General features: G+C 56.6%; 22 protein-coding genes. 7 read left to right on the top strand and 15 right to left on the bottom strand.

The window, feature by feature from the left end; genetic code table 11:
• Positions 1–35: 35 nt before the first annotated feature.
• The 4 genes from rplW to rpsJ all read right to left on the bottom strand — a co-directional run bounded on the left by rplW (position 36) and on the right by rpsJ (position 2405).
• Positions 36–314 carry a 50S ribosomal protein L23 gene (gene rplW / locus H6815_07445; protein MCB9860276.1) on the bottom strand — a complete coding sequence of 93 codons (279 nt, stop codon included), beginning with the start codon at positions 312–314 and terminating at the stop codon, positions 36–38.
• Positions 314–1009: a 50S ribosomal protein L4 gene (rplD, locus tag H6815_07440; GenBank protein ID MCB9860275.1), complete on the bottom strand. Its 696-nt coding sequence runs from the start codon at positions 1007–1009 to the stop codon at positions 314–316. The genes rplW and rplD overlap by 1 nt, the downstream gene beginning before the upstream one ends.
• 304 nt (positions 1010–1313) lie before the next feature.
• Positions 1314–1994 carry a 50S ribosomal protein L3 gene (gene rplC / locus H6815_07435; GenBank protein MCB9860274.1) on the bottom strand — a complete coding sequence of 227 codons (681 nt, stop codon included), beginning with the start codon at positions 1992–1994 and terminating at the stop codon, positions 1314–1316.
• A gap of 102 nt (positions 1995–2096) precedes the next feature.
• Entirely contained in the window at positions 2097–2405 is a 309-nt protein-coding gene (gene rpsJ, locus H6815_07430; protein MCB9860273.1) for a 30S ribosomal protein S10, read from the bottom strand.
• Between the two features lie 452 nt (positions 2406–2857).
• Between rpsJ and H6815_07425 the strand changes: the two genes are divergently transcribed.
• Positions 2858–4405 carry a hypothetical protein gene (locus H6815_07425; GenBank protein ID MCB9860272.1) on the top strand — a complete coding sequence of 516 codons (1548 nt, stop codon included), beginning with the start codon at positions 2858–2860 and terminating at the stop codon, positions 4403–4405.
• A 51-nt stretch (positions 4406–4456) separates the two neighbouring features.
• Here the strand turns inward: H6815_07425 and H6815_07420 are convergent, their stop codons facing one another.
• Positions 4457–5827 carry a sulfotransferase family 2 domain-containing protein gene (locus tag H6815_07420; GenBank protein ID MCB9860271.1) on the bottom strand — a complete coding sequence of 457 codons (1371 nt, stop codon included), beginning with the start codon at positions 5825–5827 and terminating at the stop codon, positions 4457–4459.
• 255 nt (positions 5828–6082) lie between these two features.
• On the opposite strand from H6815_07420, the gene H6815_07415 reads away from it, so the two are divergent.
• Both H6815_07415 and H6815_07410 read left to right on the top strand, forming a co-directional pair.
• Positions 6083–8314 carry a tail fiber domain-containing protein gene (locus H6815_07415; protein ID MCB9860270.1) on the top strand — a complete coding sequence of 744 codons (2232 nt, stop codon included), beginning with the start codon at positions 6083–6085 and terminating at the stop codon, positions 8312–8314.
• Between the two features lie 183 nt (positions 8315–8497).
• Positions 8498–11014 (top strand): M20/M25/M40 family metallo-hydrolase, encoded by a 2517-nt coding sequence (locus tag H6815_07410; protein MCB9860269.1) that lies wholly within the window; start codon positions 8498–8500, stop codon positions 11012–11014.
• 75 nt (positions 11015–11089) lie between these two features.
• On the opposite strand, the gene H6815_07405 is transcribed toward H6815_07410, so the two are convergent.
• A complete protein-coding gene (locus H6815_07405; GenBank protein MCB9860268.1) occupies positions 11090–12394 on the bottom strand; it encodes an SO_0444 family Cu/Zn efflux transporter in 1305 nt (434 codons plus the stop codon).
• A 59-nt stretch (positions 12395–12453) separates the two neighbouring features.
• Between H6815_07405 and ruvB the strand changes: the two genes are divergently transcribed.
• Positions 12454–13539 (top strand): Holliday junction branch migration DNA helicase RuvB, encoded by a 1086-nt coding sequence (gene ruvB, locus H6815_07400; protein ID MCB9860267.1) that lies wholly within the window; start codon positions 12454–12456, stop codon positions 13537–13539.
• A 17-nt stretch (positions 13540–13556) separates the two neighbouring features.
• Here ruvB and H6815_07395 read toward each other — a convergent pair whose 3' ends face one another.
• The 6 genes from H6815_07395 to H6815_07370 all read right to left on the bottom strand — a co-directional run bounded on the left by H6815_07395 (position 13557) and on the right by H6815_07370 (position 20109).
• Positions 13557–15143 (bottom strand): glycosyltransferase family 39 protein, encoded by a 1587-nt coding sequence (locus H6815_07395; protein ID MCB9860266.1) that lies wholly within the window; start codon positions 15141–15143, stop codon positions 13557–13559.
• Between the two features lie 34 nt (positions 15144–15177).
• Complete coding sequence (locus H6815_07390) at positions 15178–15924, bottom strand: hypothetical protein (protein MCB9860265.1); 747 nt, start codon at positions 15922–15924, stop codon at positions 15178–15180.
• A gap of 241 nt (positions 15925–16165) precedes the next feature.
• Positions 16166–17071 (bottom strand): phosphatidate cytidylyltransferase, encoded by a 906-nt coding sequence (locus H6815_07385; GenBank protein MCB9860264.1) that lies wholly within the window; start codon positions 17069–17071, stop codon positions 16166–16168.
• 31 nt (positions 17072–17102) lie between these two features.
• A complete protein-coding gene (locus H6815_07380) occupies positions 17103–17855 on the bottom strand; it encodes an isoprenyl transferase (GenBank protein MCB9860263.1) in 753 nt (250 codons plus the stop codon).
• Positions 17855–19189 carry an adenylosuccinate synthase gene (locus tag H6815_07375; protein MCB9860262.1) on the bottom strand — a complete coding sequence of 445 codons (1335 nt, stop codon included), beginning with the start codon at positions 19187–19189 and terminating at the stop codon, positions 17855–17857. Before H6815_07375 ends, H6815_07380 begins: the two co-directional genes overlap by 1 nt.
• Positions 19190–19626: 437 nt before the next feature.
• A complete protein-coding gene (locus tag H6815_07370) occupies positions 19627–20109 on the bottom strand; it encodes an FHA domain-containing protein (protein MCB9860261.1) in 483 nt (160 codons plus the stop codon).
• A 134-nt stretch (positions 20110–20243) separates the two neighbouring features.
• Between H6815_07370 and hemW the strand changes: the two genes are divergently transcribed.
• Positions 20244–21488 carry a radical SAM family heme chaperone HemW gene (gene hemW, locus H6815_07365; GenBank protein ID MCB9860260.1) on the top strand — a complete coding sequence of 415 codons (1245 nt, stop codon included), beginning with the start codon at positions 20244–20246 and terminating at the stop codon, positions 21486–21488.
• Between the two features lie 12 nt (positions 21489–21500).
• On the opposite strand, the gene H6815_07360 is transcribed toward hemW, so the two are convergent.
• Together H6815_07360 and H6815_07355 are read right to left on the bottom strand one after the other, a co-directional pair.
• Positions 21501–22085 carry a peroxidase-related enzyme gene (locus tag H6815_07360; protein ID MCB9860259.1) on the bottom strand — a complete coding sequence of 195 codons (585 nt, stop codon included), beginning with the start codon at positions 22083–22085 and terminating at the stop codon, positions 21501–21503.
• A 34-nt stretch (positions 22086–22119) separates the two neighbouring features.
• Positions 22120–23613, bottom strand: coding sequence for an ATP phosphoribosyltransferase regulatory subunit (locus tag H6815_07355; protein MCB9860258.1), 1494 nt, complete (start codon positions 23611–23613; stop codon positions 22120–22122).
• A gap of 55 nt (positions 23614–23668) precedes the next feature.
• Between H6815_07355 and H6815_07350 the strand changes: the two genes are divergently transcribed.
• Entirely contained in the window at positions 23669–25039 is a 1371-nt protein-coding gene (locus tag H6815_07350) for an aminotransferase class V-fold PLP-dependent enzyme (GenBank protein MCB9860257.1), read from the top strand.
• Between the two features lie 48 nt (positions 25040–25087).
• A complete protein-coding gene (locus H6815_07345; protein ID MCB9860256.1) occupies positions 25088–25750 on the top strand; it encodes an ASCH domain-containing protein in 663 nt (220 codons plus the stop codon).
• A gap of 42 nt (positions 25751–25792) precedes the next feature.
• Here the strand turns inward: H6815_07345 and H6815_07340 are convergent, their stop codons facing one another.
• The gene (locus tag H6815_07340) at positions 25793–26845 is read right to left on the bottom strand and encodes a zinc-binding dehydrogenase (protein MCB9860255.1); all 1053 of its coding nucleotides are present in this window, start codon (positions 26843–26845) and stop codon (positions 25793–25795) included.
• Between the last annotated feature and the right edge of the window lie 92 nt (positions 26846–26937).

Here is a 26937-nt window from a genome sequence, read left to right as displayed (position 1 = left end):
TTCAGATCACTGCATCAAGACGCACAACGTGCGAATCAGAACAGTTCGATCCGATCCTCCTCATGCAGGCGAACGAACGCCTTCTTTACGGTTGCCTGTTTCACCCAGCCGTACCGCAGTCGGCGTGTCTCGCCCTTCTGGTTACTTGTGCGAACCTTCAGCACACGAACACCATACAACGATGCAACCGCATCACGAATCTGATCCTTCGTTGCACGCCGATCAACAATGAACGCGTACTGGTTGGCTGCTTCCATCGTCGCGGTTGTGCGCTCGGTGAGCAACGGCTTTTTGATGACGTACGAGTGGTCCATTAGTCATTTCCCCCATTTGCACGGCCCATGGGATTGATCTTCGCTTCCTTGCCTGTCTGACTCGACGGACCGGAGAGCCACGCTTCAAGCTGTGACTTTTCAATGACCATGTAGCGGCAGTTAAGCATCTGGAAGCAGTTCAACTGGTCAGCCCGGCAGATCGTCACGTCATCAATGTTGCGGGCGCTCAGCTTCGCATTCGCATCCTCATCCGAGCCACCACGGAGCGCAACGAGCACGGTGCGATCGACACCTACCTGCTTGAGGAAGTTGCGAAAAAGGCTGGTCTTCGGCTCGTTCATAGCGAGCGAATCAACAACCTTCACCTCGTTATCGATCAGCTTTGCAAGCAGCGCGTTGCGGTTCGCCTTGCGCTTCATCTTCTTGGGCATGGCCAAGTGATAATCTTCGCGAGTGCGCTTTTTCGCAAACGTGTGGCCGCCACCACGGAAGATCGGAGCACGCTTGGTACCGTGACGTGCACCACCGCTGCCCTTCTGACGACCCATTTTCTTTGTTGATCCCGCGACCTCGCTGCGCGTCTTTGTGCGGGAGCTTCCCTGACGCAGATTGGCGTGATAGTGGACGTAGGCCTGCTTGATCAGCGCGGGATTCACCTCGCCGCCGAGTGCAGCTTCATCAACTGTCATTGTACCGACGGACGTGCCGTCCATGTTGTAGACCGTGACTTCCATCGGTCCCTGCCCCTTTCATCGCCTTGCGGAACTTCACTGTGAAGATCCGTGTTTTTTCGCCTGCCGACCCAGTGCCGAGGTGAGCGTGACGCGCTCGAATTGGCATTGGGATCGGACCCGACTCGGCTGATCCCGGTCTAATGCGCTGGCAACGCAAAAGACGTCTTTGTGTGTACATGTCCGGTGGTATTCTCTCGAACCTGCCGAACCTGCAAGCTGCTCTACGCGCCTGCTTGCAGTTTGTCTCCTCATACAGCCATCATCATCACCCGTTCGCACATCTGCGAGGCGGGACAATCTTCCATCACTTTCCTGCTGCTGCAACCTTTGCAGCTTTACCAGGCTTGAGCTTCACCGAGGGACGGATCCGCACCAAACCCTTGTTTGCTCCTGGCACAGCACCCTTCACGAGCAGCACGTTGTTGTCTTTGTCAACACGCACAACGTCAAGGTTCCGCACAGTCACTCGCTCGTCGCCGAGATGACCAGCCATGCGCTTGCCCTTGCGGAGCTTACCCGACCAGCCGCGATTAATCATGCCGCCGATCGAACCGGGCGAACGGTGTTTGCGTTCGACACCGTGCGTCGCAAGCTGACCCTTGAACCCGTGGCGCTTAATGCTGCCAGCAAAGCCCTTGCCCTTGCTCGTACCGCTTACATCGACGTACAACACGTTTTCGATGTCAGCGACTGTCAGCTCTCTGCCAAGTTCAAACGCCGACGCATCATCAACGCGGAACTCGGCATGATGACGCAGCGCTTCGGATCCAGCTTTTGCATCGTGCCCGATGATCGGCATCGTCGAGTTGCGGGGCTTGATCTCCCCGTACCCGATCTGAACAGCGGAGTAACCATCGTTCTCGGGTGTCTTGATCTGTGTGACAACACAAGGCCCGACCTTGATGATGGTCACGGGCATGCTGACACCGTCGTCCGTATAGACGCGGGTCATCCCGAGCTTTGTGCCAAGCAGTGTCGGCTCCATGATCTTCGCCACCTTCTTCTTTGTCGCGAATGACGCGCAACACACGCACGCCTCAAACAAACAAGCCGACCCGCTTTTCACGGATCGGCCGGAGAAATGTCATTACACCTTGATACGAACAAACACACCTGCGGGAACAACCAGACGATTCAACGCTTCGACGGTGCGCGCGTTCGGCTCAAGAATATCGATCAGACGCTTGTGCGTGCGAATCTCGAACTGCTCGCGAGATTTCTTGTCGATGAATGGGGATCGGTTGACGGTGTATCGCTCGATTCGTGTTGGCAGAGGGATCGGACCCGCCACCTTCGCATTGGTGCGCTTGGCATGATCGACGATCTCGCGCGCAGATGCGTCCAGCGCGATATGGTCGTACGCCTCCATCCGAATTCTGATCTGCTGGCCTGCCATCAAACCACCCATTCTTCGGGCTCTGCACAACGCCGAACCCAGTGACTTCTCGTTCGCAATACCGGAACAGATACCCGCCCGGCAATCTCATGCCCGGTCTCGGTTAACTGGCTTCTTGACGGAATAAGCCGAACCGAACCACCAAATCCCACCTCGCGGCAGCATCTCCCTGCGTACCGCTGAGCCAGGAAGCGTAGAGACCGAACCCGATTTGTCAATCCAAAACCACTCGTTTTCCTATACCAAACCTGAAAAAACGATCGCCACTCAACATACCCAACCAACCCCGCAAGCCACTGTCAGCCGCAGTTTTGGCCGATTCGATCCCATCTCTAACGGAACCTGCGATGATCCAGGCGGTCTGTCCGATTCGAACATGGAGCAGATCCGCCAAGAAGGACGTAACGTAGATTGTGAAGAAACCTCTCCGCAGGCACGCAGGAGTACAGATTATGATTCACCAGCCCACTGCTTCCAAGAAGCAAGCAGCGCTATTCCTTTCTTCTCTAAGTATTTCTCTCACAATGATTTGTGCTGCTGTTTCAGCGCAAACGAACCAGCCGTCCAGAACAACGACAGTTACTGGCAGCACGCCAAAGACACTGGCACAACCCCAACCCGCGCAGGATCAGCCGAACATCCAGATCTGGGTTCCCCAGCGCCTGGAGGGCTTGGGGGTTGCATTTGAAGTTCCCGAAGGCACCCGTACAGCAAACGAACGTGTTGGCACGATCCAGCGAACACGCATCACACCTCCTGATTTGAGTTGGGCACTCGAGGTCATGATGCTGATCGATGATCCGACGCTCACCCCGTCGCAGGTCGCCGATAGAGCAATCCAGAATCTCACCAGAACCCGCACGATGCCCGCGTGGGATGGCACACCTCTGAAGGTGTCAGATCTTGGAAACTCTGTCTTACTTCGGCAGGGTGGGATGGCAGTACCGGGAGGTGTAACCGACCGTCCATATGAGCGCTTCCGCCTGCAACTCTCACCAGACAACGTGCAGAATGATTTTCACATCCGCGATCAGGTCCAGTTCCCATCGGGCAACGGCAGCTACATCATCTTCGATTTCTGGACAACCAAGTCTGTTTCAAGCCAGACGCTGCCTGTCTTTGAGCGCGTGCTCCGCACAGTGAACTTTGAGGATGTGCGCAAGGTCGCAATGAAACGTGCCGCTGGCATCGAAGAAGGCCAGCGATTGTTCGAGCTTCTCGGCAATCAGGGTGTTGAAGCTGTCTTTGAAGAGCTGGAACGAAGTGGCGAAGAATGGCATCGGTTCTACATGCCAGACCCAACAAATGCAATTGATGGCAAGCGGGAGTTTGGGTATCGCCGAATTCGGGGCCGCCTTGGTCGCCGGAGTGATCTCGACACAATCTTTGGTCGGCAAGGTTTAGTGAACCCCAATCCAAATGGATACGTCTTCCAGATGGAAGCACGTGTCATGCTCGACGAGGGATATGTTGATGTCATCAGTGCATTCTTCGTCAGCGACGACAGCACAGTTGAGAAACAGATCGAAGAGTGGTCCATTGTGACAAGCCACACAGTGAAGATCGGCGCACGACCGCTAACGAGCAGAGAGTTCGGCTCGCGTGAAGGTATATCAATCTCAGTTATCAAAGAGCAGCCGAACAACCCCGCAGAACACATCAACGCAATGATTGAGGGCAAGGGATACCTCTCACAGGCCCTTGTCTATGTGCTCCCACGACTGCTGGTCAATGCTGGTGCACAAGCAAATGTTGCGTTCTACGCGTATGTGCCTGATCTGAAAACCAACAAACTGCGCTTCGACTCCATCGAGCGCACCGAAGACGGCACATGGAGTATTCGAAGCAAGGCAACCGAGAATCAACCCGAGTACACGTCCTTCTACGCGCCGGATGGTTCATTCATTCGTACCGAGTATGCAGACGGCCGCATCTGCGAACCAACAACGAAGGATCAGCTTCTGGCAATCTGGAAGCGCAAGGGTCTGCCGTTGGGGTAACAACATCATAAGAAACTTACATCAGTTGATATCCGACGCACCATACATCATTTAACTAACCTGTATGATTTCAAGCCATCGCATCTCAATCCCTGATGCGATTGGCTCATCAATCGTTGTCGTCTCACCAGTGCGTTGCGCCATCATTCCTGCTTTGATGCGCGAAAGTAAACCCTCAGGTTGTCTTTGCGATACTTCAAGATTTGACGTCTTTTCAAAGCACACCCGTGTGTATGCCGAGTTTCGTGCAATTATCTCAGCAGATGCAATACCCGACCAGACTGAGTCATCCGCGGTATCATATCGCGATTGCCACGTTCGCATCGGTACGACAACATCGTTGACTCGTAACTGGATTTGATGTGGCGTACTTGAAGGGAGATTCCTCGCAAAGAAGCGCACTTCGTATGCGGCACCCTGCTCGAGTGGCACGTCAACAAATGTCGCGCCGTTCACACACGCAAACCGAGCAACATCCTCTTTCAATCGAGGATGGAGTGACTTAAACCATTGCCGTTGCGACCACCCAACACCATTGATCGGACGCTCAAACTTCCAGTTCACACGCTTCTCTCGTGGGAGCAGCCGCATGCGTTGCACATAGTCAGACTCCATTTGCTCATCGGTAAGCCCGCGCAACTCGGCCTCAAAACGCCGCTTTGCCCAGTCATAGATATGTTGGTCCAACTGCGTCATCTCGGCAATGGCTTCGCGAGCGCGTTCTGTGACCTCCTCACCCGATCGCGAGCCTCGAGTTGAGTTGTGGCGACGAAATGATGCTGTTGGAGCCCATCCAAACTTGTGCGAAGTGAGTCTCAGCGAATCCGAAAAACGCTCAAATAGTCCAACAACTTCGCATGACTCGAGACGCTCGAGTGCGATATCAAGAAGCGATTCATCTGAGTATTTCTTCAATAGCCCGGGAAGGTCATGATCCCGCTTTGGTGAGTGCCCCCAGAAATCCTGCTGAATATCGTCAAACGCGATGTGCCGAATCATGAAGTTGGTTAACTCACTCTTCCCAAGATCGCTCAGTACAAAGTCTTCGAACGTCCATCTGTTTGATTTGATAACATCATGCAGCCAGTCCTGCGGTGATGTCCGAAGATCGTGGAAGTGCGAAAAAGTTCGATCAACAGGATCTCTCAATACTGTCACAATACGAAGAGGGATGCGCACCAGTGCGGGAAGATACCATCCGTAATGACCAACATATGCCTTGTATTCAAGCAACTGTTCCCGTGACAGCTTGAGCAAATGCTCCTCGATCGGCCACCACGGCGTCACTTCACCGACAGCAAAGTGATCATCAATGAACGATCGGAACGCACTGCCAGCGGTCTTGGGGATGTGCAGGAAATAGATTGGATCTGTGACATCAGGCTTGCTTGAAGTAAGCGAGTTTCCGATCTGCGCCGCCATTCACGTACCCCTCTTTTACGTTGCGAACGTGATCCTAGACATAGCCCAATCCGACGACCCAACACCGTGTCAGATGCTGATCTATTTGGCCGACAACGCCCCTTTTGTGCGCACATCTCTGCACACATACGCCATCAGCCAACCCAAACATATTGCAAACACTTTTCCTTTCGTCTACCAATGTGCGGGCCGGGTCGCAGCACAACGTCGCGCTGTATCACCGGCTGGGTATGAGGAAACGAAGGAGTTTGAGCAATGGCGGAATATGTATTTGACAATGTAGATGGCAGTAGTGGCAATATTTTTCTGGACAGCAATCAAATATTTTCGACTGGCGATGTCGTACGGGTGCTTGGTTATTACGAGGCTGGAGATGGTGGCGCAGCGCTATGGAAGTACTTTGGTGCTTCGGCTCCAACATCACACAATGCATATGTCTCAACTACTGACAGCATGATGGATCCACACTACTTTGAACTCGCATCGGGACAATTTATCAACGCAAAAATGTTTGGTGCTACAGGTGATGGAACGTCGGATGACACAACTGCTGTCAACAAATTACTTAGCTATACAGACGAGCTGTATTTCTCTAAAGGAATATATGTTGTTACGGGTTTATCAAATTACCACTTTGGCAAAAGGCTATGGGGCCCGGGGGTTGTTCGAGCAACTAACACATGGCAAACCGAATACTTCGGCAACACATCTGCTATTGGAACAAAGGACGGCAGGGCTTATCCAATCGATACGCACGGCGGCTTGATTATTGGAGGATCAGGCCCGACGCCAAACGGAGTTCTATTGAGAGCCTCAAATGAGGGCATAGCTGAAGCTATGTGCACAAGAACGGGAGGCACCACCCAACTTCAAATCTACACAAACGCAGTTCGTGGGTGGGGAACACGCGACACCTCAAATACTTCAAAGCTCAACCTCGAATCGAGCACCGCAGGATATCCAAACCTCAATGACCATGTTTATCCACAGGATTATATCTGGATTAGGAATCGACACACACAAATTGACCCATCACTATCATCAGAAACTGAGGTTGATGCAAGCAACGGATTGTATCGCATCGCGTCAATCAGCACATCAGATCCGTCAATCACGGTGAAACACACATCGGGCACGACCACCCCGGTATTATTCCCTTCGACTGATCCGAGCAACAACCACAAAGGCATGTATTGGACGAGCTACTTCCATGCCGAGTTCATCGGCAACTATGTGCCTACAGGTGGCAACAACGGTGTCTTTACAAGGTCGTCGGGCGATCTTCTGGAAAACTGGGGACACGATCACAACGTTATTATAAATGGAACTCGATATGAAGTTACAAATGTAACTTCAACAACCCTTGAGATTGCCAACGGACCCACATCGTCTATGAATGACATCTCAGTCACATTTCGATGGATGGACGGGGAAGAATATTTGTCGCTGCTCCGTCAGCAAGCTGGCAGCGCGAATATTGAAATGATAATGTCAAACTTCCTTCGGCCAGACTTTGCAGGAATGCGCATCGGTGCAACCGGAGCTGGAAGCAATGATTATAACTACTATCTTGATTACCATATTCTTGGCGAAGCTGCTAGCGATGATCCCTTCGATTTTTACAGTGACTATGCAGAGACAAATATGCACGGCCAACGATTCACATATATGACATTTAAAGACAGCCATGTCGGAATTCATAATCGTAATCCGAAGGCACCATTACATATCAAACGCTACTACGAGGGTATTCAAGGCAACGACGACATTCGGAAGGAACTTGCTCGATTTGACGTACAATATGAACCGGGTGTCTACTCGCAGTCAGAAGAGGAAGAAGGACCTACCGAACCCAATCCTGCTGGTGAACGCAAACTCGCAATTGTGACCCGCAACAACTTCCTTGCGCCTGGCATTCAAGGGTCCCACCCAGGCGCGGATCCAACTACATCAGGAGTGCAGATCTGCCTCCAGCCTGATGACGGCGACATCCACTTTGGTTCATGGGATGAAGTGAGTTCAGGCTATCGCTTCGAGTTCGCAGGCGACGTCAAGATTGACGGCAATCTCACAGCAACAGGCGTGTACGCAACAACAGGTGGCGGAACCAGTGTCGTCGTTGACACCAACGGCGTACTTGCAAGAGACACATCCTCAATCAGATACAAGAGAGATGTTCAACCACTGGACGATGATTCCGCTGCGAAGTTGTGGAATCTCGAACCCGTCACCTACAAGTCCAAGCTGCCAAACGACGATCAAGGCGCAACATTCCTAGGCTTTATCGCAGAAGACGTTGCGAAGGTTGATCCGCGTCTGGTGATCTGGTCTCAGCCAGATCCCGAGACTGGTGAAATCGTGCCAGATGCGGTGCGCTATGACCGAGTCTGCGTCCTGATGCTCGCTGCACTGAAACGGGAGCGGGAAAGCCAGCGGATGCTCATCCAGAGGCTTGAGGCTCTCGAAGCGCGTGTGGCAGCCCTGTAACAGGCATTAATTGAGACTTTTACATCTGATTTCTCTCCTCTTCTCTTGTGGACGGGCGGAACTCTGGGAAGATTCCGCCCGTTTTCCCGTACACTATCTCTACGGGCTCCCTCGCGTTCGGACGCGGAGCCTGAATCTCAAGATCCCTCACATCGAACAGGCATTATCACAGGAGACCTGCCCATGCCAGCCACAGACGTTCCCACCCGCTGGGCCACCAAAGCCGCGTGCCTCGCTCTTGCTGCAGGCGCTGTATTCGCCACAAGTGCAATCGCGGGCGACCCCATCGCAGACAAGGTCGCTGACGATGCACCCTACACCGTGATCAATGGCGAGAAGGTGCCCGTGCCCAACATCCGCATGGGCGATCCAGCCACAATCGAGAAGATTCTCCACGAGGGCAAAAACAACAACCAGGTGATGAAGCAGCTTGAGCACCTGTGCACTGCCATCGGTCCTCGTTTGACAGGCTCAGCCAACGTCGAGATGGCAAACCGTTGGGCGCTCTCCCAGTTCCAATCATGGGGCATGAAGAACGGCGAACTCTTCCAATGGGGTGAGATCCCGGTGCGCTTCGACCGTGGACCGTCCACCGCGAAGGTCGTCATCCGTCGCGGCGAGGGTGACGAGATCAGTTACGCCGACGGCACAGAACTCGCGTTTACAACGCTCGCATGGGCACCGGGCACAAACGGTATTGTGCAGGGCCAAGTCCTGCGACTGCCCAAGACAATGGAAGAACTCGAAGCAGTTGAGGACCAGCTTGAAGGAGCATGGATTCTGCTTCCGTCAAACCCCAATGGACGTCGCGGCGTGCGCGGGCCCGCAGCAAACACCAGCGCTCGACTCGGTTATTTCAAGGAACTTCGCACAGAACTGAAGGAAAACCCGATCGCTGATGCATCAGCATCGGAGGGCTATGTTGGTCGCTGGCGCGGTACAACCACCGGCCCGGGCACACCTCCTGACGGAGCAGAGTTTGTCCTGGACATTTCGTCAATGGATGATAAAGGGAACGTCACCGGCACATTGTCATATCCCGAAGCGAATCACTCGGAGCCGCTGGTCAACGCGAAGATAAATAAAGCCACCGGACAGTTCACATTCACATGGGACTCCCCCATGGGCGAGACGGTCACACCAACGTGGTCGCTCATCAATGGCGTGCTTACCGCGAGGGATTCGATCGGTGGCGGCGAGTACTACCTGCATGTCGGCAAGCGCACCGCACCACAGACTGCACAGCGTCAGCAGCGTCAAACAAGCGCTACGCGCTTTGCAAGTAATGAGAATCAGTCGCGTGTTGCGGGCACACAGCGCAATCCATATTCCGGCACATGGGAAGGCCTGACGCGCGGCGGCCCGGCTGGCAATGAGGGCATGCCCTTTGTTCTCAAGGTCGATGTTGATCGCGAGGGCAACGCCAACGGTCGACTTGAGTACACCGGATTTGGCGCACCATTTACTGATGGCAAGGTCGACATGCAGACCGGGCTTTTCACCTGCAAGTGGGAAAGCCCGATGGGCGCGATCGAATGGGGCGCATCACTCTCGCGTGACGGAAATCTGTCGGGCTCATTTGCTGATCCGCGTGGCGGCAGCGATACTGTGACACAAACCGGCGGCCGCGTCTCGCGCGACTCAGGACTCGTACAGACCGTCGCGCAAACAACGCAGCCCGAAGCAGACGACAACGCGATGGACCTCGAACGCGAGATCTATAAGCGCATCATCTCCAAGAATCCCGCAGGATGGGTCTCGACATCTTCTGACGATCGCGTGTGGACCAGTTCTGTTCGTGGCTGGCGTGAACTCAACTTCAACGACCTCTATCAAGATACAGAGATCATCGTCAACGAGACCGGGTTTGACTACATTAACTCGAAGCTGACTGACGGCTGGCCAATCGAACTCGCTGTCGATGCCGACAATCGTCTCGTCAACGGTCCGTTCCCCGTGTACGACACCATCGCTGAGATCCCCGGCACGGAATGGCCCGACGAGGTCGTCATTGTCTCTGCCCACCTTGATTCATGGAACGGTCCCGGCTCGCGCGGCACAGTCGACAACGGCACAGGATCATCCGTCACCATCGAAGCGGCACGCATTCTCACCGCTGTCGGCGCAAAGCCGAAGCGCACCATCAGGTTCATCCTCTGGACTGGCGAAGAGCAGGGCCTGCTCGGATCGCGCGGGTACGTCGAGAGTTTGTCAGACGAAGAGCGCGCCAAGATCGTCGCGTGCTTCGTCGACGACGGCGGCACAAACTACGAGGGTGGCATCCAGTGCATCGAGTCCATGCGCGATTACCTCGCAGCAGCAACCGCGCCGACCAACGGGCAGTTCTTCTCGCAGACCGACTACGACGCAAAGATGAACGATGACAACCCGGACAACGACGAGCGCGCAGGCTGGATGGACGTGAACGTGCAGGTCAACGAGCGCATGCCTCGCGGCGGCGGATCGGACCATGCGTCTTTCAACAGTGTCGGCATCCCCGGATTCTTCTGGGATGAGGTCGGGCGTGCGAACTACCGGTACGGCTGGCACACCCAGTACGACAGACTCGATCAGGCGATCGAGGAGTACCTGATCCAGTCCTCGACCAACGCCGCGATCGCAGCGTACAACATCGCGTGCGCTCCGGAGATGCTCCCTCGCGAGATTCCTGAAGAGGAGAATGGTCGGGCAGGCCAGTAAACTACTACATTCCACCGCAATAACGAAAGCCCAGGGATTGCAATCCCTGGGCTTTCGTTTGTACGTGTATTTTATTCACGCTGGCTGCGCACAGTGTGGGCATGTCGCTGCGTCGTTGTGGTGCTTGCACTGTGTCGCACTCTTGCGTGATGCAGAAACTTTTTGCAACTCCCGTCGCAGCACCACGAACAGTCCAACCGCAAGCAAGGCTGCACCAATCGCAGCATGCCAGTTGGTCACCGTGTGTGTCGTGTGCCCCGCTGATTCGAGTCCCATCGCGCCAGCAATCGATGGCGACACAATCTGAAACAGGAACCCAAACCCCACGGCAACAACCGAAATCACCGCGATGTAGATCAGGAGCGCACGCCTGCCAAGGTCTTGCAGCACCCACATCATCGTCGTCATGTTCGTCGCTGGCCCAGCAAGCAGAAACACCAGCGCAGCACCCGGCGACAACCCCGCAACAACCAATGCCTTGGCGAACGGTGTTGACGATGTTGCGCACACGTACAGCGGCAGACCGATCACCAGTGCAACCACGAGCGCGAGCGGGCCCGACCCAAAGCGCGTCATCGTGTCTGTTGGAATCCACGTTGATGCAGCAGCCGAGAGTGCAAGCCCAATAAACAGCCACACCGCGAGCATCGCGGGCAGTGTCACAAACCCGTACTTCAGCGCGCCGAGCAACCCACCAGCATGATCGTGGTCGTGAGAATCACCTGAGCAGCACGACGATTCCTCGATCTTCGATCCACAGCATGAGGTCTCGGTAGCAATAGCAGATTGTTTCTGCGAAGAACAACACGATGACGCAGACGGCGCTCCCCCACTGACCATCAACGGACGTTCGAGCGTGATGTCATCATCCATGCCACTGCTGCAGCAGGAGGTTGATTTCCTGGATGCACATCCACACGAATGGCTGCTTGTGTGTTTCTTCTCTGAAACAGACGCAGTCTCATCCTCTTCGCAGAAACGATTGATCAGCACACCCGCGGTAATAGCGCTAACGAGCGCACCAATGGGTCGCGCGATCGCCATCACGGGGCCGAGCAGTCCCCATGTGAGCGCGATGCTGGGGCCATCAATCTCGGGTGAGCTGATAGCAAACGCGGCGCTCGATCCGCGCGATGCACCCTTGCGACGCAGCGCAGCAACTGTCGGTATAACCGAGCAACTGCACAATGGAATAGGCACGCCGAAGACCGCAGCCTTGATGACAGACCCGATTGTTCTTCCCTTGAGGTGCTTTTCGACCCACTTCGTGGGCACGTACACGTGGAGCAGGCCGGCAACCAGAAACCCGATGCCAAGCCAGAGACCACTCTCGGCGAGCACCTGCCAGAAGTTGTCGACAAACTCCCAGAACCGATCCATAGCACCCTCCATCAATGTGCTCCTGCGTTTGGACGCGGGAAACACATTGTCTGTGACACATGATAGCGCCCGCTTCCCAAACCGATCATCTGCCGTACACTTTGTCGATGGCTGACCAGCGCATTCTCTCTCCAACCGCGACCGTTCCCGACGAGGACGAGCAGACACTCTCGCTGCGCCCATCGTCGATGGACCAGTACATCGGGCAGGAGGAGATGGTCAATCGATTGCGCATCGCGATCGAAGCAGCAAAGCAACGCAACGAACCGCTCGACCATGTGCTGCTCCACGGCCCGCCCGGGCTCGGCAAGACCACGCTCGCGCACGTCATCGCGCACGAAATGAACAGCCGCGTCCACATGACCTCTGGTCCTGCGCTCAACAAAGGCATGGACCTCGTCGGCGTGCTCACACGCATCGAAGCGCGCGATGTGCTGTTCATTGATGAGATCCATCGCATGCCGATCTCCGTCGAAGAGTTTGTCTACCCAGCGATGGAGGACTTCCGTATCGATGTGCGCACGGAGTCCGGCCCGCATGCACGCACGGTGCAGATCGCGTGCAAGCCGTTCACACTCATCGGCGCAACCACACGCGCAGGCCTGCTCTCGTCGCCGCTGCGCTCACGCTTTGGTATTGTGCACCACATCCGGTACTACGAGCCAGCAGAACTTCGCGCGATCGTGCACCGAAACGCGCAGCTGCTTGATATGCCGATGGCAGACGACGGCTGCATCGATCTGATCGCGTCCCGCTCACGCGGCACGCCGCGCATCGCAAATCGGTTGCTGCGCCGCGTGCGTGACTTTGCGCAGGTCCGCGCAAACGGGAGCACGGATGCAAAGGTCGTTGAGGATGCGCTCGGACTGGAGGGTGTTGATGCGCTCGGTCTCGACGAACTCGATCGCAAGTATCTTCGCGCCATCGCAGGCGTGTACCAGGGCGGCCCCGTTGGCCTGGAAGCGATCGCCGCAACAATGAACGAGGACGCAGGAACACTGGAGGACGTGGTCGAGCCATATCTCCTGCAGATCGGATTCCTCGCGCGCACGCGCCGCGGCCGCATGATGACACGCAGCGCAGCAGACCACCTGCATCTGAAGATCACTCTTCCGGACGATCAGTCGCTGTTCAGCGCTGAATAAAGTGGTAACAAAGCAACTCAGTTGTCGTTTGATTCGCCCGGATCAACAGACTCGACCGGTTCCCACGGAAGCGCATCCAGCGTTGTGACTGTGACATCACCCGACGAGAACACAACGGTCTCGGTGCTGCCCGGTTTCCACCCGTCGCGGATGTGGTAGAGCACGAGATCACCAACACCCGGCATATGCACAATCTTGCCCGCACGATCGCGCGTCTGTCTCGGCCATGCGCCGAACTCGTGGTACATCCGCGAGCCCCGCTGCGCTTCCCACGCGCCAGCACAGATCGAGTCGAACCGCCATTGCTGCTTTTGTTCCAATGCATGTTCGTGATGCTCGCGCAGGAACGCAAAGAGCGCGGGCCACTGATCATTGACGGGCTTGTGCGCTCGAATGGGCAAGAATGCGACCACAACACCCACACCAACAGCAATCGGGCCCAGCCAGTTGCGAGTTGCTCGCAACAGCTTCGCAAGATGTGGAACCCTGATCGACGCGAGGAACACGCCCGCGAGCGTTCCGATCGCTGGGTGCAGCACAAGTGCGTACCGATCCCGCCGATCGGGGAAGAGTGTCAGCAGCACAAACCATCCAACAAACCAGATCATCCACAACCGCGCGAGCCTGCTAGCGTTTGTGCTCACACCCGTGCGCCCAAGCATGCGCACGAACCAGATGCCAATCCCGAGAATTGCAAGGACCACCCACGGCTGGGCACCTTCAACGAGGTGCTTCACATAAAACATGGATGTCGTCGTGCTGCCAGCACCCTCGGTCATCTCGCCCATTGCGCGGGATGCCATCTCGGCACCGAAATACTGATTCGTAAACGTGTCGCCGTGGATCACCATCATCGAGAGATGCCATGGAAGCGCAACGACGAGTGCCACACCCAGCGCGCCGAGCAATCCACGCTCGCGCGAGCGCGAAGGGAACTCGCCATCTGTTCGCAATGTCAGTATCCACACGCCAATCAGCACAATCGCAAGCAAGCCGAGCAGCGGCTTTGTCATCAGCGCACAACCGATCGGTAATCCCATCACCACGAGCCAGCGCGCTGAGCACCGCTTTGCACTGCGAGCTGCGCAGTACATTGCACACATCAGCCACACAAGCTGCCACATGTCCAGCGACAACTCGTGCGTCCTGCGGAAGAACTCAAGATTGAGCGCAGTTGCAATCATCGCACCCGCAGCGATCGATCGCGTAGAAAGTGTTATCGCAATCAATCCAGTCAGCAGCACAACAGCGCACGCTGCAAAGACCGTTGTTGCTCTGACAATGACGGCATTCGCACCAAAGAGATGGCACGCGAGCCCCGTGATCCAGAATGTGAGTGGCGGCTTGTTGAAATACTCCGTGCCTGTATCTGCTGGCGAACCCGCGTGCAGTGTCCAGAGATTGCCCGACTCCCACGCCTGCGTGCCGACAGCTGCATAAAACCCAGAGTCGCCCCTTTGCCAGTCGCCACCATCAATATGCTGGAGCGTCACGGCAAGCAACGCAGCAACCGGGCCGAGCCAGAGGATCAGCCGTGCGATGTTGTTCTGTTTTCGAGCAGTTGATAGTGAAGAGTTCCGACGCAATGGCGCAGATTCGTCCATGGCACCGCCCAACATCGAAATACACCGAACGCGATTACTTCTTCACGGCTTCAACGATGACATCTTCAACGTATAGGAGTGTGCCGCACGAGGAGCAGTTGGTCAATGCGCCCCGCGCAACCAGACGGTTGACCGAATCGAGCGGGATCGCCATCATGCACAACCCGCACGCGAACTCGTGGCGTTTGCGATCAATCTCGATCACACCCGCCATCGCATCTTCCTCGCGCTGCTTGAACAAACGCTCATATGCCTCAAGCTCACTCGCTGGCACCTCTGATGCAAGCCGCTTGCGCTCTTCGGTCAGTTCGTCGAGCTTCGTCTTGATTTCCTTGTGGCGCGCATCACGATCGGACGCTGCAACCTCGCGGAGCTTCTCTCGCTCGGAGAGTTGTCCCTTCAGTGTTTCAACTCGAGCAAGACTTTCGTCCGCCTTGTTCAGATGCTCAAGTGATTCCGTTTCGATCTTGTCGCGATCTGTCTTGAGTGTGTTGACTTCTGTCAGCAGCGCCTTGTACTCGCGATTGGTTTGCGAGTTATTCATCTGCTCTCGCAACTTTTCGATTCGCTCGTCAATCGACTTGATATGTAGTTCGGTCTCACGGGATTTCGCTTTGAGTTGCTTTGTGCTGTCAGTCAGAGAAGTGATTTCTTTGACAATCGCGTCGCGCTGGCGCGTCTGTTCCGCGAGGAAGGTCTCGGCAGCATCCAGTCTGCTGCGAAGGCCGACAATCTGTTTATCCACGTTATACACGCTCAGCAACAAATCGGTGACGCTCATGCCGTCCTCCGAGCGGCCAACACAGATGCTGCCGCTACCAACCCAGTGATTGAACCGCACAACACATACCCACACAAGGCACACCAAGTGATGATTCCCTGTGACGAGCAACTTCAGTGTAGCCTCAATCCGCCATGCAACCAACGAAAAATGGGCGTGCCAACATGCTGATTTTCTATTGCATGGTCCGGTTTGCCCGGTATTTGTTCATGAATGCGGGATTGTCATGGCACAAAGCAATCTATGCCCCCCATATGCGAAGCCACCAGAATGCGACCGGCATCACAAGCAACGGCGAATCAAGCACATCAAGCACACCGCCAAACCCCGGGAGAGAGCCGCCAGCGTCCTTCACTGCTGCATCACGTTTGAACATGCTTGCAACCAGATCGCCCGCCTGACCAACGATGCCAAAAAGAGCTCCCGCAAAGAGAGCCAGCCATAACGCATGGTCCGACTTACCAGCACTGTGCAACCAGTACATACCAGCCGCACCCACAATCGACGACACTACAACGCCGCCGATCAGCCCTTCCCACGTCTTGCCAGGACTCAGCCACGGAATCAGCTTGTGCTTCCCAATCGACTTGCCAGTGAAGTACGCGCCGATATCGCACGACTTTGTCACCATCAACACCCAGAGCAACACCCACGCGCTGTGCTCTGATCGCAACAGCAACGCGAACCCAGCCATCAGTCCGAGATAGACATACGAGAGCAATGCCCCGCCCGCAGCAGCCAGTGTGCCCTCAAGTTTTTTTCTCCGTGATGCGTGCAGAAGCGCAGTAATCATCACAGCTGTGCCGCATGAACCAGCAAGAGCGACAGCTGTGATTGGTGTGACAAGTTGATGCATCCACGCAGCAGATGCCACTGTCAACAGCCCAAGCGCCGCGCCGGATGCCATGATGGGCAGAGTCGAATCAACACCCTTCCGACGCAGGATGCGTGAGAGCTCACGCGACGCGGTTGTGCAGAGAAGCAGCATGATCGGAAGCACAATCAATCCACCAGGAAGTGTGCTGCCTGAAAGAAACGACGATGCCCATCCGGGAACAGGCTGCGTTGCGAGCCACTCGTCAGCCCACAATCCGAGCACGACAATCGCAATGAGAATGGGGCCGAGCGTCAGGCGTTGTCGCAGCACATTGGGCTCCACACGAGGACAATCGGCACACTCACGCCTTGTCAAGACCACCAAACCGACGCTTGCGCCCTGCATATTCCTGCAATGCATCAGCAAGTCCCTGCTTGCCAAAGTCGGGCCACAGCGTCGGCACCACAACCAGTTCGGCATAACTGATCTGCCACAACAGATAGTTGGAGATCCGCATCTCACCAGCTGTGCGTATCAACAAATCTGGATCCGGAAGATCCCATGTATACAGATGCTGCGCGATCATCTCAGGTGTGACATCATCGGGATCTATCTCACCGGATGCTGCCTTGCTCGCGATTGCTCGCACCGCATCAGTCATCTCAGTACGCGAGCCGTAGTTGATCGCAAGACACAACGTTGCACGATTGCACTCATGTGTAGCATGTTCTGCTTCCTCGATCGCTTCAGTAACAGAGGGTGGAAGTTCGGCACGCCTTCCGATCACACGCAAACGGATCCCACGTTCGGCAAGCTCTGTTACCGCTTTGCGCATGTAATCAACGCACAATGACATCAGCGCGTCGATCTCGTCCTTCGGTCGCGACCAGTTCTCGCTTGAGAACGAGAAAAGGGTAACACACTCTACCCCCGCATTGAACGCCTCTTCAATCACGGGTTCAACAACACGGGCGCCCTCGATGTGCCCAGCGCTGCGCGGAAGCCCGCGCTGCTGCGCCCAGCGCCCGTTGCCATCCATGATAATGGCGACGTGCTTTGGTACACCCGTATTCGTGTCTGTCATATCAGGGTGTGAATCAGCCTCGGTCTGCATCATGCTGTGATCGTCTCCGATCTGCCGGGGCCAACGCTCGCAATCGTGATTGGCACACCAGCATGCGTCTCGATTGTCTCCAAAAACCGCTGCGCTGCAATCGGCAACTGCTCGCGATGCCTGATACCGGAGATATCTTCGGAAAATCCCGCGAGTCTTTCATATACCGGCTCGGCACGAGCCAGATCCGAAGAATCCGGCAGGAACCTGTCCATTTTCTGCCCGTCGAGCATGTAGTGCGTGCAGACCATGATGTCGTCATGCCCGGACAGCACATCGAGCATCGTCAGCGCAATCTCAGTCACGCCATTGACCATCACCGAATATCGCAGCGCAACAAGATCAAGCCAGCCAACGCGCCTGGGCCTGCCCGTTGTCGTGCCATACTCTCGACCCCGCTCGCGGATGCGATGCGCGGTATCGTCATGAAGTTCGGTCGGCATCGGACCGGACCCCACACGCGTGCAGTACGATTTCATCACACCAACGATGCGGTCGATCCTTTGTGGCGGTACGCCCGTGCCGGGACCGATGCCCAGCGCTGATGCATTGGACGATGTCACAAACGGAAACGTCCCATGATCGACATCCAGCAGCGTCGCGTTCCCGCCCTCGAACAGCACGCGCTGACGATCGTTCAGCAGCGCATGCAGCAGATATGTTGTGTCCTTGATCATCGATCCGAGCCTGCGCCCGCAGCTTGAGAGCATGTCAACGATCGAATCAGTATCAAATGAACTCAGATCAATACCACGCAGGGCAGCCGAGATCGATACGCGTTCACGAATCACATCAGGCTTGAGAAGATCTCCCATGCGCAATGCACCGGCACGCTGCGCTTTCTCTGCATAGCATGGCCCGATGCCGCGCTTGGTCGTGCCGATCGCTGTGCCAGCACGCGCATCTGCATCGCCGTTCGCGCTTGTGAACGCAACACCAGACGTCAGCGTTTGTTCACGATGGGCATCTTCCTCCTTGTGGAGTGGTGTCACAACATGGGCGCGGCTGGAAATGACAAGCCCGGATGTATCCACACCGCGCGACTGCAAACCATCAATCTCTTTGATGAGTTGTTCGGGGTCAACCACAACACCATTGCCAATGATGGCGAATCGTCCCGGATACAGAATCCCCGAAGGAACAAGATGAAGTGCATACCTCTCGGTACCAACATTCACTGAATGTCCCGCGTTTGCGCCGCCGTTGTACCGAACAACCGCATCAAAGTCGCCAGCGAGCAGATCGACGATCTTTCCCTTGCCCTCGTCACCCCATTGCAAGCCAACGACAGACGCGCAACCTCCACCGGGCTGTTCCAGATCCGTTCCTGTCATGATGCGCTCCATCGCTCAACATGCGACCGATAATGCTTGGTAACTATTCCGCAACTGATGACAATAGGAGGCTGAAGCACGATGCCGCCCAAAAACACTCTGTGATTTCACGCCCGACAGCATGCAAACTGCCCAGACAAAGAGATCTGACTCATCAAACTTCCCAGTTCGGCTGAAGTCTGGCTCCAACACGTCCGATGCAGTGGTGGTTCGGCGGGATCAAGGTCCCGCCACACACGACGCCGCACTCGCACACACGGGAAACCGAATGGCAGCAAACATTCGAATCAAATGCCCGAACCTGTTGTGCAAACGCGTTCTCGCTGTCCCCGACTCGACCCGTGGCAAAACTGTCCGATGCAAAAACTGCGGCGCAACCATCCGGGTGCCCGAAGGCAGCTCATTTCATAAAAAAGCCAGCTAAGCCCGCACAGCGATCACTCGTCGTTGTCATCATCGCCAAAGTCAAAGTCATCGAAGAAATCGCTGCCTGCTGATGGGTCTATCTTTTCGACAGGCTCGGGGAGCGGTGGTGAAGCAACACCGGATTTCGCACGCTGGACAGCAGCTTCTGCTTTTCTCGCGTACTGGATCGCTCCATCGGTGTCGATATCCTTCGGAAATCCGTGCATTCGGGCGACAAACACCGCAGGCCCAACAACGATCACATCGCCGGGCGAAAGTTCCATCTGTTCAACCCGTTCGCCGTTCACATAGGTGCCGTTGGCAGATCCCAGATCCTTGATCGTGATCTCGTCCTCGTCCTCGTCGAAGTTGATCTCACAATGCTTGCGCGACACAGCTCCCGCTGGAATGCGCACATCGCACCCCTTCTCCCGACCGATCACGCGATGCTTGAGCCCGAGCGGGATCTCACGGGTCGAACCGTCTTTCTTAATCAGCACCAGCTCAAGACTCACAAGCACTATCCTTTCCTGCGACGAGTGGAATCACTCGCGCACAACAACCCATCCACGAAAAACCAATGCACGATACCAGAATATCACTCCCAACGCAACACCCAGCCCCGGAACAAGCCCCCTCGGCTGGGTCATTGCGGCACATTCTACCAGCCTGGGACGATTCAGGACCTGATCAACCCCGCCCAAACGTCCGCTCGATTTATATCCATATCCCGTTCTGCTTCCACAAATGCCACTATTGCGACTTCTACTCAATCGTGGACAATCGCGATCGTCAGCAGATTTTCACGGATCGTCTCACCCAAGAACTCAACGCCCTGTCAACGTTGCATGAATGTCACAACGCGTCGCCCACCATCGGATCACTCCGGACTCTCTTTGTCGGTGGCGGCACGCCCACACTGCTCAAGCCCGAACTGTGGGAGCAACTCCTCCACGCGATTAACACCACGTTCGACCTGCACCAGATCAGCGATAACTCGGGCGAGTTCACCGTCGAAGCCAATCCTGAGACCGTGACTCGTGAACTGATGGACGTGCTCAGGGCAGGCGGCGTGAACAGAATCTCCGTTGGTGCACAGTCGTTCAATGAGAACCATCTCAAGACACTTGAGCGCTGGCACGACCCTGCCAACGTATCAAAGGCTGTCAGGCTCGCCCGCGATGCGGGGCTCACCCGTCAGTCTGCCGATCTGATCTTTGCCATCCCCGGACAGACACTTGCCGACTGGCGCGATGATCTGAGCCAAGCAATCGATCTCGGTGTGGACCACATCTCGTGTTACAACCTGACGTACGAGCCGAACACCGCCATGACCCAGCGCCTGCACAAGGGTGATTTCACACCGACAGACGAATCGCTTGAGGTCGAGATGCAACTGCTCGCGGTGGAGATGCTCGCAACTGCTGGGCTGGAACGGTACGAGGTGTCAAACTTTGCCAGGCCCGGACAGGAGTGTGCGCACAATCTCGCGTACTGGCGCAACGAGAACTGGCTGGCAGCCGGCCCGAGCGCCGCCGGCCACATCGACGGGTTCCGGTACAAGAACGCGCCCCGACTCGATACCTATCTCTCGCACAACGATAATGGATTCGCGCCTGTGCAGGAGTACGAGCTTCCCGATCCGTCACGCACACTGTCAGATGTGCTGCTCGGCGCGTTGCGCCTGCGTGAGGGCATCGCGACCAATCGCGTGCAATACTACGCGAATCTGGTTGACGAAGACTGCTTTGCGCGAGTACAACACGCAGCCGAAGCGTGCGCAGATTCTGGCTGGTTGCAGCTTGCCAAAGATCGATGGACAATCCACAACGAGGGCTGGCTGTTCGTCGATCGTGTCGTGCGCGAGATGATCCAGGCTATCCACGTGGCATGAATCACACGTCAGTCAAACATCACGCGACTCGGCGGGCCACTCCCCGATCGACGTTTCCTCGAGCGCAGCACCCAATCCCAGCACGATCCGGTTCGCGTACGAGAAGTACCCGATCACCTGCGCAGCGTCCAGAATCTCGCGATCCGAAAGCCCAGTACCACGCATCGCATCGACATCTGACTGTTGCACCGACGCTGGCGATCGCGTGAGTTTTTCAGCGTACACAAGCAGTGCACGCTCGCGCGGCGTGATCTCAACCTCATCGATCGATCGACCGTCCCTGAGTTCGTCAGCAACGTGCTTGCGATCATCGGGGAGCAGTCGTTTCAATCCTGTCGCGTGATGGACATTGCAGTATGTGCAGCCATTAGTCCTGCTGACAATGACTCCGATCATCTCGCGCTCGGCACGCGTGAGCGGGCTCTGCTTGTGCGTTGACTGCACATACAGCGCGCAATGCGCTTCGAGTGACGCGGGGTTCAATGAGTGGACCTTCAGCACGTTGTCGACCGAACCGTCCGGGTTCCCGTATCGCGCGTACAGATGCGCAAGCTCGCCATCTGCGTCCGATTCGGATATCACGTCGATGTACGCCATCACGTTGCTCTTTCTACTGCCCCACCCTGCGAACTTATCCCTGCACACGTTTCCCGATTGTGTCGATCGGCACATTGTCGTGCTGCTCGTTCGTGTCAAGGTTCTTGAGCATGCACGTCTCGGCGGATTCGATGACGGCGATCCACCGCGCGTGCTGCGAGACCGCGTCCTTCATCAGCTTGCCCACGTTCCGCGTTGTCTTATACGTCTGTCGGGCGTGGAGCGGACGTACCTCGTACCTGCCATCGTCCCACGGCTTGCGATCATTCCGATCGCGCCATGCTTCTGATTCGATACCCGATCGGAGCTTTGCAACCACCGGCACGACCTGCGATTCCGCGTCGTCGTCGCCGTTGGACACAACAAACACGTCCGGACGCAGACTCGCACCCGGCTGCGAGAGTGCCTCGACAAGATCGCGCCCCGTCGGCATGAGTCCCTTGTCTTCGAGAAGCAGAGACAACACAACATCGCCCATTCCGAACCCGACCGCGGGTGTCGGTGGGCCGCCGAACAACTCGATGAGATTGTCGTAGCGCCCGCCACCAGCAACCGCGCGCTCGCCCTCAGCAATCACTTCAAACACCATGCCGGTGTAGTAGGCGAGACCACGGACGACACTACTGTCACGCTCGCACCAGCTATCAATTGCCCTTAGGCATTTTTCTGTATATTCAAGTACTTCTGTTGCGTCTTTAAATCGATTTTCGAACTCTTCAAACTCTTTACTATTAGTTCCGGCACCCAGTCGATTTAGCTCATTAAGTGCTAGCTCTTGTTTCGTAGAATCCGACACAGAAAATACATATATAACTTTATATATGTCAACTAGAGATGTCGTAAACTTTAATGCCGATTGCCGCGCATCATCAACTGACATCTTTGCCAACCCATCAATCCAAGGTAGCCACCGATCGTGAACTTCTTCTACCAAACCACAGCCCGCCAACATGGCATTTGCCAGTTGTCGATGGCTGTACCTAATCTTTGCTTCCCTTGGGGTAAGTCCAGACATTCTCAATGCATCAACTACACACATGACCAGCTCTGCATCTATGCCAGCTGTGTTTTGCTCTCCAACTTGAGAACCGGTTACATCGCAGTTCCACTGACGGAACTCGCGCAGTCTGCCACGCTGGGGACGTTCAGCGCGAAAACAGTTCTGCATCCAGAACCACTTGCACGGCTTGGGAAGTGCGTTGGCTCGCGCGGCGTACATGCGCGCGAGCGTCGGCGTGAACTCCGGTCGCAGCGCGTAGTCCTTCTCGCCGCCACTGCGCCGGAAGCTGAAGAGCTCTGACACGATCCCCTCACCGGACTTGACGGTGTAGAGATCGAGATGCTCGAACGTGGGCCCATCGATCTCCTCGAACCCGTGGCGGATGGACGTGTCGCGCCAGAGCTTCTCGATGTAGCGCGCCCGGAGCAGATCGTCCGGGTACATGTCGCGCGTGCCCGTGGGCGCCTGGAACTTCTTCGCTGAACCCGACTTTGCAGGGGATTTTTCTTTGGGGGACTGGTCTGGCATCGGTCAAGCGTAGGGCAAGACGTGTTTGTGTTCGCGTGGATTCGTACACTATCGCATGACCCTCCAGACGACGCACGCCACAACCACGAACCAGACACAGTCTCTCCCCGCGCCCGGGGCGCTCGCGCATCACTGGGATCTCGATCCGCACACGGTCTATCTGAACCACGGCGGGTTCGGCGTGACACCCCGCGCTGTCGCAGCGCATCAGGCAAAGCTGCGCGCCCGGATCGATGCCAACCCGACGAAGTTCTATGTCGACGATCTGCCCGGACTGATGGACGAGGCGCGCCACGGCGCAAGCGCGTTCCTGTCGTGCGCGTGGGACCAGATCGCGTTTGTCCCAAACGCGACGACGGGCGTCGCAACGGCGTTCCACAATCTCGACGCGAGTCCGGGCGACGAGATCATCGTCAACGACCACGAGTACCCCGCGTGCCTGAACATCGCACGCGCGTGGGCCAAGCGCACCGGCGCAAAGGTGGTTTCTGTCACGCTCCCGTTCCCCGTGACAGATCCAAACCAGATTACACGCGCAGTGATCGATGCGGTCACGCCGAAGACCAGATACTGCCTGCTCTCAGCAATCACGAGCCCGTCTGGGATGGTCGTCCCGCACGCGGAGATCGTCCGCGAGCTGCGCACCAAAAACATCGAGACGATCCTCGATGCTGCGCACGCGCCGGGATGCACAGCGTTCGATGTCGACAAGATCGGCGCAGCGTACACAACCGGGAACTTCCACAAGTGGGTCAACGCGCCCAAGTCCGTCGCGTTCCTGCACGTGCGGAGAGACATCCTCGACGCGCACGAGCGCAAAGATGGATTTCGACCCGTTGTCTTATCCAACAACGCCGAGAAACCCAAGCCAAACCGCGCACAGTTCCTGACGGAGTTCGACTACGTCGGGACATCCGATCCGACCGCAGCGTTGTGCGTGCCCGTCGCGATCAAGTGCATGCGCGAGATGCACGACGCAGACTGGACAGGCGTGTATCAGCACAACCACGATCTTGCTGTCCGCGGACGCGAGATCATCATTGAGACACTGGGGTCCGAGTTTCCGGTCATCCGCGGCGCGCCGGACCACATGCTCGCGTCGATGGCGTCCATGATTCTTCCACTGCATCCACTCCAGCAACGAATGCTCAAAAACACCGAAAAAATCTTCGATTCTGACAAAGACCTGACATCGCACAGTTCTGTGCCTCTCATCCCGGCAGACCCGCGATGGACAACGCGATATCTCGACCCGGTCTGGGATCGACTGGTCGATGCGCACGCGATCCAGGTCCCGGTTTTCCAGACGCGCGCCGGGCGGACACTGCGCATCAGCGCGCAACTCTACAACTCGATCGACCAGTACCAGTATCTGGCGTGCACACTCAGATCTGAGTTAGCGAACGAGCAATGCGCGTTCGCATGACACAACGGACATCTTGACACCGTGCGCCGATTCCCGTTGGATTGGTCGATGCGTTCAACCCCGGCACACACTCTGGTCGACACACACACCGGAGGTGTCGTGCTAACAGACACTGTAACACATCAGCCGTTCCTGTTCCCAGCTGGTGATGCGCAGCGCCAGCGCGCACTCGTGCGCCCATTGACACTCGCAGACACATTGCGCCCCGAGCGCGCACACCACGTCGCGATCGTGCAGAAACCGTACCTTGATCTCATCCTGTCGGGCGAGAAGACGATCGAAGCGAGACTGTCAAAGTGCAGACTTCCGCCGTTCGGATGCGTGCGTGTGTCTGATATAGTCGCGCTCAAACAGAGCTCGGGCCCATTCCGTGCGGTCGTCCGGGTCGGACACATAGAAACGTTCGAGCTCAACTCATCCGAGGACGTGCAGCGACTTCGCGACGGCCACAACTCGAAGATCTGCGGGACGGACGCGTTCTGGGCATCGAAGCGCAGCGCCAAGTACGCGACACTGATGTGGATCGATCGCGTCGTGCCGACAGACCACGGGCCGGAGCTTGTGCGCACACGCGGATCGCGCCAGGCGTGGTTCGTGCTGAAGAATCCGCTGAAAAACACTCCGTCGTCACCGATCGCGCGGATCGGAGATGCGAATGCGCCTGATGAGACACCACGAAAACGCGGGCTGATCCGTGCGCGCCGGGCATAACGTCACGCGCGATACCAAACGAGCATCATTTCGCACACAGTATCATCGCCAATCAATGACCACCTTCCCGAACTGGTTGGCTGCTTCGAGGCGCTCGTAGGCCTGCCTCCCGTCACGTGCACCAAAGACCTGATCGACTGCTGGCGCAAGTGTGCCCGCGCGGAACAGACTGACAACCTCGGCAAACTCTTCGTTCGATCCCATGGTCGAGCCGAGCAGGCGCAGCTGGTTCCAGAACACGCGCGCAAGATCGGTCACAGCGTCGGGACCGGACGTGCATCCCGGCGTGACGTACGCGCCCCCGCGCGCCAGCGACTTGATGCACTTCAGATGCGTCGCTTTCCCGGTCGAATCGACCGCCATGTCGACACCACGCTTGTTCGTCCACGCGCGCACGTCGCGCGACCAGTCCTGGCCCTCATCAAGGATCGCGTGCGTCGCGCCGAGTTCCATCGCGCGATCGAGCTTCCACTGATGGCGGCTTGTCACACACACGGGGCATCCGAAGTGGCTCGCGATCGACAGCGCACTGGTCGCGACGCCTCCACCAATCCCCGTAATCAGCACGGACTGTCCAGAACGGAGCTCGCCCTTCGTCACGATCATGGACCACGCGGTCAGTGCGGTGAGCCCGAACGCAGCAGCCTGCACCGGATCGGCATCACCAACGTCCACGATGTTCGCAGCAGGCGCGCAGAACTGCGCTCGATGCATCCCGTTGTGATGCTCGCCGATGAGCTCGTAGTTCGGCGCGAGTGTCGACGCAGGCGGATCATCGGGACGCACGCGATCAGGAACCCGGCACGCGGCGTTCACGATCACACGCCGCCCGACCCACGCGGGATCAACACCCTCACCAGCCGCGATCACCTCGGCGCACGCGTCGCATCCCGACACGCGGGGCCACAAGAGATCGACACCCGGTATGCCCTTCCCGACCCACAGGTCCATGTGGTTGAGCGCGCTGGCGAGCGTGCGCAGGACCACCTCGCCCGGTGCAGGCGCATCAATGTCGGGCCAATCGGTCTGGAACTCGATGTTCGGCGCGACCCGCTCGCCGGGCTGCGCCTGCTTTGTACATACAAGTGCGTTCATGCACGCACAATAGGAGCAGCACAATCCAATGAAAAACCCGCCAACAACCGGCGGGTGGGAATCGTCATTCAGTTTTGATCTGTGCCAGCGAC

This window comes from Phycisphaeraceae bacterium (genome assembly GCA_020639155.1).
In the GTDB taxonomy this organism is placed as follows: domain Bacteria; phylum Planctomycetota; class Phycisphaerae; order Phycisphaerales; family UBA1924; genus JACKHF01.
Note: the sequence above shows the minus strand (reverse complement) of the source record. Positions and strands in the feature narration are given on the sequence as shown.

Bases quoted from the DNA above. Each gene is read 5' to 3' on its own strand.
- rplW (MCB9860276.1), bottom strand. From the start codon at position 314: ATGGACCACTCGTACGTCATCAAAAAGCCGTTGCTCACCGAGCGCACA.
- rplD (MCB9860275.1), bottom strand. From the start codon at position 1,009: ATGGAAGTCACGGTCTACAACATGGACGGCACGTCCGTCGGTACAATG.
- rplC (MCB9860274.1), bottom strand. From the start codon at position 1,994: ATGGAGCCGACACTGCTTGGCACAAAGCTCGGGATGACCCGCGTCTAT.
- rpsJ (MCB9860273.1), bottom strand. From the start codon at position 2,405: ATGGCAGGCCAGCAGATCAGAATTCGGATGGAGGCGTACGACCATATC.
- H6815_07425 (MCB9860272.1), top strand. From the start codon at position 2,858: ATGATTCACCAGCCCACTGCTTCCAAGAAGCAAGCAGCGCTATTCCTT.
- H6815_07420 (MCB9860271.1), bottom strand. From the start codon at position 5,827: ATGGCGGCGCAGATCGGAAACTCGCTTACTTCAAGCAAGCCTGATGTC.
- H6815_07415 (MCB9860270.1), top strand. From the start codon at position 6,083: ATGGCGGAATATGTATTTGACAATGTAGATGGCAGTAGTGGCAATATT.
- H6815_07410 (MCB9860269.1), top strand. From the start codon at position 8,498: ATGCCAGCCACAGACGTTCCCACCCGCTGGGCCACCAAAGCCGCGTGC.
- H6815_07405 (MCB9860268.1), bottom strand. From the start codon at position 12,394: ATGGATCGGTTCTGGGAGTTTGTCGACAACTTCTGGCAGGTGCTCGCC.
- ruvB (MCB9860267.1), top strand. From the start codon at position 12,454: ATGATAGCGCCCGCTTCCCAAACCGATCATCTGCCGTACACTTTGTCG.
- H6815_07395 (MCB9860266.1), bottom strand. From the start codon at position 15,143: ATGGACGAATCTGCGCCATTGCGTCGGAACTCTTCACTATCAACTGCT.
- H6815_07390 (MCB9860265.1), bottom strand. From the start codon at position 15,924: ATGAGCGTCACCGATTTGTTGCTGAGCGTGTATAACGTGGATAAACAG.
- H6815_07380 (MCB9860263.1), bottom strand. From the start codon at position 17,855: ATGCAGACCGAGGCTGATTCACACCCTGATATGACAGACACGAATACG.
- H6815_07375 (MCB9860262.1), bottom strand. From the start codon at position 19,189: ATGACAGGAACGGATCTGGAACAGCCCGGTGGAGGTTGCGCGTCTGTC.
- H6815_07360 (MCB9860259.1), bottom strand. From the start codon at position 22,085: ATGGCGTACATCGACGTGATATCCGAATCGGACGCAGATGGCGAGCTT.
- H6815_07355 (MCB9860258.1), bottom strand. From the start codon at position 23,613: ATGCCAGACCAGTCCCCCAAAGAAAAATCCCCTGCAAAGTCGGGTTCA.
- H6815_07350 (MCB9860257.1), top strand. From the start codon at position 23,669: ATGACCCTCCAGACGACGCACGCCACAACCACGAACCAGACACAGTCT.
- H6815_07345 (MCB9860256.1), top strand. From the start codon at position 25,088: ATGCGTTCAACCCCGGCACACACTCTGGTCGACACACACACCGGAGGT.
- H6815_07340 (MCB9860255.1), bottom strand. From the start codon at position 26,845: ATGAACGCACTTGTATGTACAAAGCAGGCGCAGCCCGGCGAGCGGGTC.